An 11,786-nucleotide genomic window follows, 5' to 3' on the forward strand; every position below is an offset into this window, starting at 1 on the left:
AGCAGCAATGTCCACCCGATTGTTGACAATACTCGGACAGTACTCAGGCTAATTAGTTGATCCAATTTCAGCGACTTATTCCAATCACAATTTACAGCCAAATTAACTATAGTTTAAAAAATCGAATTAAAACCTCTGTCAAAATCTATTTTGGCAGCATTCACCTTACCAAATCAAATCTAAATCCAACACAAACATCGGTAAAACATTTTCCCCTGATAAATTGCTCGGATTTTTTACTACTTCCATCCCTTGACCCTGACGATAAATTTCTACTTCCTTACTTTGACGATTAATTAACCACCCCAACCGTGTGCCATTTTCTAAATATTCCTGCATTTTTTCCTGTAGGGGCTTTAAATTGTCGCTGGGCGATCTTAGTTCAATCACAAAATCAGGACAAAGAGGCACAAAGCCTTGTTTTTCTTCCTGTGTTAATGCTGTCCATTTTTCCAGGGAAATCCACGCCGCATCGGGGGACTTATCCGCACCATTGGGAAGTTTAAAGCCCGTGGAGGAATCAAAAACCTTACCAAGCTGATACTGTTTATTCCAGTGTCTTAATTGATAATTAATTTCGGAATTCTTTTCGCCAGTTTCTCCACCCGTAGGGGGCATAATGACTAAATCTCCCTGATAAGTTCTCTCAAACCGTAAATCACTGTTATTTTGACAAAGCTTATAAAACTGCTCGTCGGATAATTTTAAAGAATCCATTTTTATCTTTAGTGGACTCATAATTGTTCTCCCAATCATTGGGGGGCAAGCACAGGCCTCTAGTTTAACATCAAGACTTTGACTGCGTTGTGTTGTTTTGAGGATTGATTTACGGTGACATAACAGAAGTTTTTGCGTCGATCGCCGTTTGGCCATTCACGATTAATCGGGGGTTAACAACATCAATCGGTCGGGTTCCAAATGTATAGACCAAGGCTGGGGACAATGACGTAAAATCTGCCATTTTTCTTTAAATACCTCCGCCTGGAGGTGATAGTCATCGGTATCAACGGGAGGAATCCCTAATTTTAAATAAACCGTCATGCGATGGGGAGTTTCACTGGTCCACACCACCCAACCAGGAAAAGTATTGACCGGAGATTGATGGTGATCGCCAGCATCTAAAAACCGAATTTGATGGGCCCGAATCCCGATGTGGGTTTGGTCGGAAGAAACGGGTTCCGTTGTTTGTAAGGTGCATTGCCAGTCCAGGGCCCGGACAGTATGGCGATCGATGACTTGAATAGGAGAGTAATTTTTGCAACCCGTCAGTTGGGCAATGGTCACACTTCCAGGGCGATCGAAAATGGCTTGCTTGTCCCCAGTAGCTACCAATTTACCTTGGCTTAGTACGAGTAATTTCTGACAAATCCGATAGGCTTCTTCCAGGTTATGGCTGACGAAAAGGGTGAATCCTTTATAGCCAGAAAGGATTTTGAGCAACTGTTTTTCCAGTTCATAGCGTAGATGGGTATCCAGGGCAGAAAAGGGTTCGTCTAATAACAGAACATTGGGTTCCGGAGCTAAAGCCCGGGCCAGGGCGACCCGTTGTTGTTGGCCACCGGATAGCTGATGGGGATAACGATCGCCCATTTTTTCTAAATTTACTAAAGTCAATTGTTCTTCAACCCGGAGCGATCGCCGTTGGGGGGAGAGGTGCCGCAGACCAAAGGCAATGTTCTGGGCCACGGTCAGATGGGGAAATAGGGCATAGTTTTGCAACACTAAACCGACTTTCCGTTCATGGCTCGGTACATTGATATTTCGTTGTGAATCAAACAAAGTTCGACCATTAAGGATGATGCGCCCCTGGGTCGGAGTTTCTATCCCCGCAATGCAACGGAGTGTCATGGTTTTGCCAGAACCCGATGCCCCCAACAATCCCACCGTTTCCCCTTGGGTAGTAAATGTAACGTCTAAACTGAATTGCGCTAACTGCTTCTGAATGTTGACCTGGATCCCTGGCTCCACTTCCCCTAGCTTTGGGTAATGAGAAGAGGAATTTTCCCATCCATTGTTTTGGAATAAAACAGTTAACCGATGCTCCTGGGGCTGAGGGTTGTGAATTTTATCTTCATAACGTCTTTGCCAGATATTGGCAGCCATAATGCCAGCCAGGGAGATGACCAAAATAATGCCTACCCATAACCAAGCTTCCCCCATGGCCCCTGCTTCCACAGCAAAATAGATGGCCATTGGTATGGTTTGGGTTTGCCCCGGAATATTGCCCGCCACCATCAAAGTAGCGCCAAATTCCCCCAAGGAACGGGCAAAGGCGAGGGTGGTGCCAGCCAAAATACCGGGCAGGGACAGGGGTAATAGAATGCGCCGAAAAACTTCTCCCCTCGAAGCTCCCAGGGTTTGGGCAACTTGCAACAGATGGCGATCGACTTGCTCAAAGGCCCCCAATGTTGTTTTATACATCAGGGGAAAGGACACTACCGTGGCGGTGATCACAGCGGCATACCAAGTGAAAACGATGGTGACATCAAACTGGGCCAGGATTTTTCCCAACGGGCCATTTTTGCCAAACAATAACAACAGCAAAAAACCCACCACCGTGGGCGGCAAAATTAACGGCGCAATAAAAACGGCCTCAACCAAAGACTTTCCCGGCTGGCGATCGCCTAACATCCCATAGGCTGCCGCAATACCAAGGATGAATGTGACCACGGTTGCTAATCCGGCAGTTTTGAGGGAAATCCAGAGGGGAGTAAGGTCGGTGGCCATCGTGGGGCAATGTCGAACAGTTAAGGCAGTTTACGGCAATGGCTGATTATTCACCCGGGCCAAAACCATATTGACTGAAAACCTTCTGGGCTTCTTCACTAGCGAGAAATTGGCCATAGGTGCGGGCTGCTTCTGACTGGGGACTGGCCGCTATCACGGCGATCGGATAAACAATGGGGGCATGCAAATTAGCCGGGGCTTTAACCACAGTTTTTACTTGATCGGAAATTTGGGTATCGGTGGCGTAAACTATCCCAGCATCGGCATTGGCGCTTTCCACGGAACCTAAAACATTTCGTACCGAATTACCGTAAACAAACTTGGATTGTAACTGGGCCAAAATGTCTAGATTTTCAAAAACTTCCTCTGCATACTGCCCAGCGGGAACACTGCGGGGTTCCCCCAAGGAAATACGCTTAACGGCGGGGTCAGTGAGTTGCTGAAATTTGCTAATTTGTAGGGCGGAATCCTGGGGCACAACCAACACCAAACTATTACTGAGTAAATTGCGACGGGTATCGTTAATGATTAAACTTTTTGCTTGCAACCCATCCATTTGTTTAGACGCAGCGGAAATAAACAGATCAACCCTAGCTCCCTGCTCAATTTGCTGTTGCAGTGTGCCAGAAGCGGCAAAGTTGTAATTCACTTCAATGTTGGGATGGGTCGATTCAAACCGTGGGTCTAAGGTTTCCAGTGCATCCTGCAGGCTGGCCGCCGCCGACACAGTTAGGGTAATGGACTCTTTTGTTGGGACAACGAAAGTTTCTGAACTGGGGAACAATTGGTTAAACGAAGAAACTCCACACGCAGTCAATAAACCCACTAGGATCAGTAGCCAAAACCAAGCTAGTTTCATTTATTTCATCTTGAGATTTTTTTAGATTTTGGCGATCGCCTGCCAGAGTTCTGTCCGTAAAGGTTGCAGTTCATTGTCCAACTCCGGAGCGAGGATGGGGGAAGGCAACATAAACGGGAACCAAGTTACCAGGGGAAGATTTTCCGTCACTTGATAAAAATCGCTGGGGTTGGGGCCATCAATGTGGCGCAGATTAACCCCAAAGCCTAACCTCTGGCGACGGTACTGGAGTATGGGAGCGTAATCCCTCAGCCAAAGGTAAAAATCCGGCGCTTCCTGCAGAGAACGGAGGGTTTGCTGCAGTAAAGGTTCTGGCATAGGCGTTCCATTAACCTGGAGCCAAGCTTGATTGATTAACTCTTGGGCCTGGGCTGGATTTTGCCAAGCTTGTACCAATTTGGCCGCCAGATCGGGCAAAGCAGGGAGATATTCTTCAATACGCTCTGGATCTTTGCTCAATGCCAGTAAAGCCTGACTTTGGCGATCGCCAACTTTGGTTAACTCTGCTTCCGCCCGGGTAAATTGTCCCAACCACCAATAAATTCCTCCCTGGATTTTTCCCAAAAGGGTCTGAAAATTGGCATCATCTTGGTTTTCCTGCCGCAGTTGGTTGAGGGTTGACTGTATTTTTTCAATCAAAGGCGGATAAAGTCGAGCAAAATTAGGATCGCGCCACACTGGATTAGTAATAAACAAAGGATCCCGCAAACATTCCAGGCTAAAAGCGTCAATGGCCAGGTCTAACTTTTGTTGTACCAATAGACTCAGCCCTAGGCCAAAGAATACCCCCCGTTTGGCCGGCACCAACTGACTGGCGGTGGCAAAAGCTTGACTCGCTTGGCTGGGATTTTGCCCCAGGGTCAACCACCCCAAATTGTTATGGGTAAATTCCTGGTGGGGAGACGCTTCCACACTCCTCTCAAAAGCGGCGATCGCCTTGGTTACCAATTCCTGCCGTTGTTCTGGATCTGCCGTGGTCAAAGCAATGTTGCCCAAATTCCAACCCAACTGGGTGGGGTAATAGGCTTCCCAGGGAGCAAGATTTTCCGCTTGGGAAAGGTAATCGGTGAAAGCTGGTACATTTTCTGCTTCTAAAGCCCGGAACGCTATTTCTGACAGTTGCCAAGCCCGCAAAATGGGAAATAGCCAAACGGCGATCGCCAGCAGGAAAGCAATGCCAGCAAAAAACACTGGCCGAGCAAAACGACTGGATTTTGGTATTACTGGATCAGCAGAGTAAAGCTGTAGTAAACAGGCAAAATAAATAACAATAACGCCGCTAATGCAAACATTGTCCAATTGATAGTCAGTTAAACTAGTTACTCCGTAGGCTAACAATGCACTGGTGAGGGTCCAAATAAGAATTTTTACTACGTTTGAATCAACATCATTACCTTTAGTGTTAACTATATTTTGTTTGATTAAACTGCGAATTAATTGCCAAATTAAACCAATGATTAATAGTGAGGGAATTAATATGCCCCAAACTCCCAATTCCGCAAATAATTGGGCGGGGGTGGAATGAAGCTGGTAAATAAATTCCGATTCCCGCCCGGCCCATACCGGTCGATAGAGTTGATATTGTAGGGGTACATTACCCAAACCAATACCAGTCCAAGGATGGGCTGACCCCATGCGCCAACCAATTTCAAAATTAATTAAACGATAGGCAAACTGTCCCGCCCCTTGCCCTCCCATAATGCCGGTGAAGCTAGTAAGCAAACGGTCATTTGTACAAATAAAAATTCCCACCACGGCGATCGCCAAAGTGCCTAGGCCTAACCACCATCGCCAGGGCAATTGACGGAGCAGACCAATACCGATAATAACTAGTAACAATAAAGTAGCTAAACCTAATAGTCCCCCCCGGGAACTGGTGGTATAAAAATCAATTAATCCCAGCGATAAGGCAACGCTCCAAAACCAACGTTTTTTTCCTTCATTGAGCCAAATTAAAACACTCAGCAAAGGCAAAATTAACACTAGGTAACCCGCCACATAGTTTTGGTGGCCAATGGGAGCCCAATTTTGCAATTCCAGTATCCCAAAAGTAAAAGTTTTAGTAATGCCCATTTCCCTGGCGATCGCCGCTGATTGCCAAAAAGGAATGAGGGTTTGGGTAAACCACAGCAAAAGACTAATGACAATAAAGGCAAAACCCACATAGCCTTGAAAAGTCAATAACTTGTTAATGCTTACCAGGGGGTTGGTTTGAACTTTTAGCCAACTTCTTAGGCCGTATAAACCGGCTAGAAAAGCGCAAAATATCCAGCCATACCAACGGGCCTGCTGGGGAAATTCCGCCCCTACCACACTTAGCATTGCGGCGATCGCCAACGCCACCATTAACCAGTCGAACCCTAATCCGAGGGAAATTAAGCGTTTATTTTGTCCGATTTGCCACAAACACCACAGCGCAGTTAACCAAAACCAGGTCTGCCAAACAAAGACCCAGGGCCAACCCACCATCAAGCTATGGCCATTAGGTAACAGGGTGAATAGCCCATAGAGTAAGGCCGTCAATAGCCCCAACAATCGTCCTGGGTTACTAGAAGGGGAAGTGGATGAAGGGGAACTAACCGGAGGAGAGGATGAATCGGCGGCCATACTGGGCAATACTCACAGGAAAACACCTTTCCCATTTTGCCCTCTTCCCAGAAAAAAACCGCCCCGGAGGACGGTAATCAGATTTTCGTGTGTGAGGAGGAAATCGCGTCGAGTTCTGCTTATTTCTTAACCTCACTGTATCTACGATTCTAAACCAAAATTTAGGGCCCTCCACTCACCCGATTGAGTGAATCGCGGCGATCGCCTAGATGTTAGACTTGCCTCGGACCCATCGATAATGTCACCTTAACCAACACATTTTCCAAATTAATCGACCATGGCCAAGGGCAAGGCAAAGTCGGAAAAAGAACTTTAACCTTCCGTCTTGACCCTAAATTTTTTCTGTTCATGGGCTGCTGATTTTGCCGTTTCCATTGCATCGAGGAGTCCTTTTTCGGGGGAACGCTCCCCAATACCTATATCCGCCGTAATCTTTCCCTGCTCAAAGCCTAGGGCTAACCTTTCCCGAATAAAATCTGCTTGGCTAATATGGCACTCAATACAAAGAATGGCAAATTCCCTTTCCCCAATGCGGGCACAGAAGTCATCCTGGCGACAAACGGTTTTAATGATCTTGGCAGCCCGTTGCAAGATTAAGTCGTTAATAGGCTCTTCCCCTTTGGGCTCCGCTGCTTCCACCTCAACAATAATGACACTGACCGGAAAGCCAAATTTCTGACAGCGAATTTCCTCACTGGCTAACAACTTTTCCCAGCCCGAAAGGCTATAAAAACCAGTAGTTCCATCCCGTTCCTTCAGAAGTTGTTGATACTCTTCCCGCCGGGAAGCTATTTCCGCTTTGAGAAAAAAATCTAGGATAGTACTCAGCAGTTGGGCGATGAGCTCCACCAAGGGCAACTCGTCCACCAAACTATCGGGCTGAATTTCGGGATCAATGGCACAAAGGGTACCAAATAGGGAACCGTTACCATAGGTGATGGGCACCCCCACATAGGCTCCGATGTCCACCTGCTGGGCGATGGGGGCATTGCGGTAGGCTTCCACCAAGTTCGATTGGGGAGCAATATGGGGTCCTTCTCCCCTCACCATGCGGGAGCAAAAGGAATCGGGCCAATGGAACACATCCCCTCGCTTAACTCCGTAACCATTGTCCTGAGCCTGGAGTACGATCCAGTTATCTACCTCGGTGCGGGTGATCATCCACAGGGATAGCCCCATTCGTTGATGTAAATAGGTCAATGTTGCCTGGGCCGCACTATCAAAGTCAGGAAAGGAAGTGGTGGTGAACATCGGCTTGTCGGCGCCCTAGGATGGATTGGTAGATTCTGTTAATTCGGGAAGTTGAGAGATTCGGGTATTTGCTTGGCATATTCCCAAATGATTGTCCCTGCCTCCATTTTAGCTATGTTGTTGTTATGGGACATAAAAAAACCTCCCCACAGGAAGGTTTCTCGCCACAATAGGTCAGGCTGGCATAGTCTATAGATCGCCGCCTCGGAAGGCTAGCACAAACACCACCGCCGGCCCAGCAAGAACAATCAGGCCCAAAAAAGTCAACTGAAAAATAGGTTCTAAATTGAGTGCGGCTAATAATTCCATAATTTCTCCTGTTAAAAACTGCTGGCTAGACTCAACGTAAGCAAGGATAATAAAACCAATGTCTATAATAGCTGGGTTGGTTTCGTCCCCTGGACTTGCCGTCATAAAAATACATAAAGTTATGTGAAGAAGGAGACCGGCCATGGCAACTTGGTATTGCATGCAGGGATGTGGCGCTTGTTGTAATCTCACCCCAGAAGACCGGCCGGAGTTGGCCGAGTATCTCGCCCCGGAGGAGTTAACCCTCTACCACAGCCTAGTGGGGGCAGACGGTTGGTGCGTTAATTACAACCACGGCGATCGCCTCTGCCAGATTTACGAAGATAGGCCCAGTTTTTGCCGGGTGAAACCAGATAACTTTGCCCGGATGTTTGGCATTGCTCCGGCGGAGTTCGACGAATTTGCTAGCCATTGCTGTGAAGAACAGATTGAAGGAGTTTATGGCCCCCGGAGTGGGGAATTAAAAAGCTATCGCCAGGGATTACCGAAGTTTGAGGTAGATAGCCATTTTTAAGCTATTTTTAACTGTTCTCGATGATTTCGGCTGGTTAAACGGGGTCTAACAACTCAAAGAAGCGGTAATGGGCCAGACCGTCCAGAATACCGGCGGCGTAACGTTTTTCGGAAAAATAAATCGGTTCGATCTCCCCTAGATTAGAAAGTTCCTCATGGTGACGGTTAGCCACGACGACGGAAAGGGTGTTACCCCGCATCATATCTTCGTCGGCTCCCGATCCTCCGGCGGTGAAAACGTGCTCCAGGGGAATATTCCACTGTTGGCTCAACCAACGCACAGCATAGCCTTTGGAAGCTCGGATGGGCAGAATATCCAAAAATTGACCAAAGGAAATGATGGTATTTACGGTTTGTTCCCCTTTATGCAACAGTTGCCGAATTTCTTCTAGGTTAGGGGCGATCGCCGCATCGTAGAAATAGCTAATTTTATAGGCGCTCAGTTCTTCCTTGGGTTGGAGGGCTAAACCGGGTAATTCCCCCAAAATACGCACAATGGCGTTACGGTTCCACAAATAATCAATGTGATTGCGCCAACTCTGGTCGGGGATCAAATCCGGGGAAGAATAAATTTCCGTGCCCATGCTGGTGATCAACATATCCGGTTGGGGAATGCGATACTCCCGCAAAATTTTCAGCACCGAATCCAATCTTCTCCCAGTGGCAATGCAAAAGCCGACATTTTTTCGATGTTGATACAGCACTTCCAGTAATTCGTCCAACGTCTGGCGATCGCCCGGTAATCCCCCCTGTAATGCCCCCAGTAAATTTTGGTCCAAACTAGTAACCAGGGCACCGTTATAGTACAAAGTCCGCCGCCGCTTTAAATCACTACGTTTCAGCACTGAAGTCTGTTGGGTCAGAGCGTTGATGGCTTCTAAATAACTTTCAACGTGGGAAGGCCAAGAATAATGGCGCTTAACTCCCTCTAGACCACTTTCAGAAAGGAATTGCCATTGTTGTTTGTCGTTTAGTACTTTGAGCAATTTATCCGCAATATCCACTTCATCGAGGGGATTAATTAGATAGCCATTCTGACAATTTTTGATAATATCCACCGGGCCCCCATCCTCCGTGGCCACAATGGGCACACCACAGGCCGCCGCTTCAATCAAAGTTAAACCAAAGGGTTCCGTCAAAGCCGGATTGATAAATACTCCCTGGGATAAAGCAGTGAGGCGAAACAAAGCATACACATCCTCCGCCTGATTCTGTTTGGGGTAAGCCACTTTGCCGTAGAGATCGTAACGGTCAATGGTCAACAGTAAATCCGTCAGTACTTCCCTCGGCCCCTGGTCTAGATCCGTGATGTCATCCCGATTGCCCGCCACAATGACCAAATTGGCCTGGGCCTGTAACTGCGGGGACTGGCCATAGGCTGCAATTAATTTATGGATATTTTTGCGGGGATCCGGTCGGGACAAAGCGAGGATAATAGGCTTACGGGGATGCCGTAGAAATCGTTGCAACTCTTGAACAATGGGCGTTTCCCACTCGTTCCCTTTGGGGGGATAAAACTTTTCTAAATCAGTGCCGGGGGGAATAACCAACATCTGGTCTGGCTGGTAATAGTCGTATTGGGCGTACTGTTCTGCGATTTCCTGATGGGTACTGGTAATCACCCTCGCCGCTGATCCTAGGGTTTCTTCCTCCGCGTTAATCCGGCGGGCCATATTGTAACGGCTTTCAATTTCGTCGGCTTTAATCCCACTGAGCAGGAGACGGGTGCGCTTACTACGACCCAGGGAATGTCCGGTGTGCACCAAAGGAATACCCAATTGGTGAGAAAGTCTGGTGCCCACGTAACCCGCATCGGCGTAATGGCTATGGATGACATCGGGCAGTTCGGGCTGTTCTTTGAGATAGTCCAGGGCATGGTCAGCAAAATTATCCAAATAGTCCCAGAGCATTTCCTTGGCAATATATTCCTCCGGGCCGCACTCAATGCGAACAATCTGGGCCCGATCGCCAATGAGTTCTCTAGGCTGGGCATAATCTGCATCTACTTTGGGATCTTTAATTAAACGGGTCAGCAAATCCACCCTGGCCACCTGGGGATTTTTTACCAAGGCCCGGGCCAGTTCCAGCACATATTTGGTTTGCCCGCCGGTGTCGGCATCTCTGCCCAACTCAAGGTTTTCTCCCCGAATTAAACCATGGACACTAATTAGTAAAATGTATTTTGATGAATAGCTCATAAGTTTTACAAATTACTATAATTGCTGTTGAGGAATGTCACAGGGTACCATGGCGACGATTTTAACGCCTGCAATTAATCAATGTTTTCTCCCAGTTCTGTTAGAATGCCCCCAATCTTCGTCCCAAATGTTCCGATGACCTATGTTAACTGGCAGGCCCTGGCCGCAATCTCTGAGTTACAGCCCTATTTTGCCGAAGATGTTGCTGGCTTTCAGCAACAAATTGAACAACATTTGCCCGGATTAGCGGCGATCGCCCCTGAAGAATTAGACAACTTAGCAGTTTTGCGGGTACTGGAAGTCTCTAATGGCTGTTTGCAGTGGGCTTTCCGTCGCCAAGACGAACATTGTTTATCGGTGGAACAAACCAGGGAATGTATGCAAACGGTAATTGGTTTTATTAAAGTTAAAAAAATTGCCTGTCCCAGTGGCAAAATTATTGCTTTCACCCCGGCGATCGAACAATTAATCGAGCAGACAACCCAGCTTTATCGCCAAGCTTTCAAACAAAATAATCAAACTGCCAAACAAGAATATTACGCCTATTCCACCGCCCAATTCATTGCCTATGGCGGCGATCGCCTCAACCAAGCCCAAGATCTAGTGGAACAAGAATTCAGTCCTCTACTTACACCCCATTTTGTCCTGCGGGGGAAAAATTATATTGCGCCCTACCTACAAGCCATTACCCCCTAGGTAGTTCTCCAGTGTGCACAAGCTTCACCGTGGAGTGAGTATTGCCGGTTCCCAGGCTTACAACCCATTATTTTGAAACAGATTCAGGGTATTCCTCAACTTCCTTGGCGATCGCTGTCCCAATTCACAGCAGAAGATCGGGGTCGAGCAAAAACACCGTCAACTTTTCCGACTTTTCTTCCACCACCATCACATGGCTGGCCGATTGGAGAGTGTCATTTTGGCGATAAGAATCGGGCAATTGACGAATTTGTCGGGGCAACACATCCAGCAACGTGGGGGCATTATTAACCAAGAGACAAAATTCTTCCCCACTCCGATTTTTAGTCAAAATGAAATACTGTTTCGTTGACGTCGTCGGGGGCTGGGGCACCCCAAAAAAGCGGCGATATAGGTCCACCATGGTGACAGAACGATTTTCTAAGTTCACCAATCCGGTGGCTGACAGACCACTGCCATGGGCAGGGCCATGGGGCAAAATTTTTACCACTAGGGCAATGGGTAGGGCCAAGTTAAGTTTTCCCACAGCAAAAAGGAGAAACTTTTCCGGTCGAACCGAGGGCTGACCGACCTGAACAGAGGCATCAACAGAGGAAGAATGAAGCGCCATATTGGGGAAAAAGGAA

General features: G+C 47.5%; 10 protein-coding genes. 2 read left to right on the forward strand and 8 right to left on the reverse strand.

Features of this window, described 5'->3' with window-relative positions:
* Positions 1-165: 165 nt before the first annotated feature.
* The 6 genes from C7I86_RS14710 to psb30 all read right to left on the reverse strand — a co-directional run bounded on the left by C7I86_RS14710 (position 166) and on the right by psb30 (position 7,753).
* The gene (locus C7I86_RS14710) at positions 166-873 is read right to left on the reverse strand and encodes a Uma2 family endonuclease (RefSeq protein ID WP_010873999.1); all 708 of its coding nucleotides are present in this window, start codon (positions 871-873) and stop codon (positions 166-168) included.
* A 6-nt stretch (positions 874-879) separates the two neighbouring features.
* Positions 880-2,727, reverse strand: a complete 1,848-nt coding sequence (gene modB / locus C7I86_RS14715) for a molybdate ABC transporter permease subunit (RefSeq protein WP_010874000.1) — start codon at positions 2,725-2,727, stop codon at positions 880-882.
* Between the two features lie 46 nt (positions 2,728-2,773).
* Entirely contained in the window at positions 2,774-3,586 is an 813-nt protein-coding gene (modA, locus tag C7I86_RS14720) for a molybdate ABC transporter substrate-binding protein (protein WP_010874001.1), read from the reverse strand.
* Positions 3,587-3,607: 21 nt separating this feature from the next.
* Positions 3,608-6,193: an O-antigen ligase family protein gene (locus tag C7I86_RS14725; protein WP_010874002.1), complete on the reverse strand. Its 2,586-nt coding sequence runs from the start codon at positions 6,191-6,193 to the stop codon at positions 3,608-3,610.
* Positions 6,194-6,505: 312 nt separating this feature from the next.
* Entirely contained in the window at positions 6,506-7,444 is a 939-nt protein-coding gene (locus C7I86_RS14730) for a GAF domain-containing protein (RefSeq protein ID WP_010874003.1), read from the reverse strand.
* Between the two features lie 189 nt (positions 7,445-7,633).
* Positions 7,634-7,753, reverse strand: coding sequence for a photosystem II reaction center protein Ycf12/Psb30 (gene psb30 / locus C7I86_RS14735; protein ID WP_071822675.1), 120 nt, complete (start codon positions 7,751-7,753; stop codon positions 7,634-7,636).
* Between the two features lie 142 nt (positions 7,754-7,895).
* On the opposite strand from psb30, the gene C7I86_RS14740 reads away from it, so the two are divergent.
* The gene (locus tag C7I86_RS14740) at positions 7,896-8,267 is read left to right on the forward strand and encodes a YkgJ family cysteine cluster protein (protein WP_010874005.1); all 372 of its coding nucleotides are present in this window, start codon (positions 7,896-7,898) and stop codon (positions 8,265-8,267) included.
* A 34-nt stretch (positions 8,268-8,301) separates the two neighbouring features.
* Here C7I86_RS14740 and C7I86_RS14745 read toward each other — a convergent pair whose 3' ends face one another.
* A complete protein-coding gene (locus C7I86_RS14745) occupies positions 8,302-10,464 on the reverse strand; it encodes an HAD-IIB family hydrolase (RefSeq protein WP_010874006.1) in 2,163 nt (720 codons plus the stop codon).
* A gap of 135 nt (positions 10,465-10,599) precedes the next feature.
* Here C7I86_RS14745 and C7I86_RS14750 point away from each other — a divergent pair, with 135 nt between their 5' ends.
* Complete coding sequence (locus C7I86_RS14750) at positions 10,600-11,160, forward strand: hypothetical protein (RefSeq protein ID WP_020861982.1); 561 nt, start codon at positions 10,600-10,602, stop codon at positions 11,158-11,160.
* A gap of 124 nt (positions 11,161-11,284) precedes the next feature.
* On the opposite strand, the gene C7I86_RS14755 is transcribed toward C7I86_RS14750, so the two are convergent.
* The gene (locus C7I86_RS14755; protein ID WP_010874008.1) at positions 11,285-11,770 is read right to left on the reverse strand and encodes a CheW domain-containing protein; all 486 of its coding nucleotides are present in this window, start codon (positions 11,768-11,770) and stop codon (positions 11,285-11,287) included.
* Between the last annotated feature and the right edge of the window lie 16 nt (positions 11,771-11,786).

Source organism: Synechocystis sp. IPPAS B-1465, assembly GCF_003015225.1.
Lineage (GTDB): Bacteria > Cyanobacteriota > Cyanobacteriia > Cyanobacteriales > Microcystaceae > Synechocystis.

Coding starts and splice junctions, on each gene's coding strand:
- C7I86_RS14750 (WP_020861982.1), top strand. CDS start 10,600: ATGACCTATGTTAACTGGCAGGCCCTGGCCGCAATCTCTGAGTTACAG.
- modB (WP_010874000.1), bottom strand. CDS start 2,727: ATGGCCACCGACCTTACTCCCCTCTGGATTTCCCTCAAAACTGCCGGA.
- C7I86_RS14730 (WP_010874003.1), bottom strand. CDS start 7,444: ATGTTCACCACCACTTCCTTTCCTGACTTTGATAGTGCGGCCCAGGCA.
- C7I86_RS14755 (WP_010874008.1), bottom strand. CDS start 11,770: ATGGCGCTTCATTCTTCCTCTGTTGATGCCTCTGTTCAGGTCGGTCAG.
- C7I86_RS14710 (WP_010873999.1), bottom strand. CDS start 873: ATGGCCAAACGGCGATCGACGCAAAAACTTCTGTTATGTCACCGTAAA.
- modA (WP_010874001.1), bottom strand. CDS start 3,586: ATGAAACTAGCTTGGTTTTGGCTACTGATCCTAGTGGGTTTATTGACT.
- C7I86_RS14725 (WP_010874002.1), bottom strand. CDS start 6,193: ATGGCCGCCGATTCATCCTCTCCTCCGGTTAGTTCCCCTTCATCCACT.
- C7I86_RS14740 (WP_010874005.1), top strand. CDS start 7,896: ATGGCAACTTGGTATTGCATGCAGGGATGTGGCGCTTGTTGTAATCTC.
- psb30 (WP_071822675.1), bottom strand. CDS start 7,753: ATGGAATTATTAGCCGCACTCAATTTAGAACCTATTTTTCAGTTGACT.
- C7I86_RS14745 (WP_010874006.1), bottom strand. CDS start 10,464: ATGAGCTATTCATCAAAATACATTTTACTAATTAGTGTCCATGGTTTA.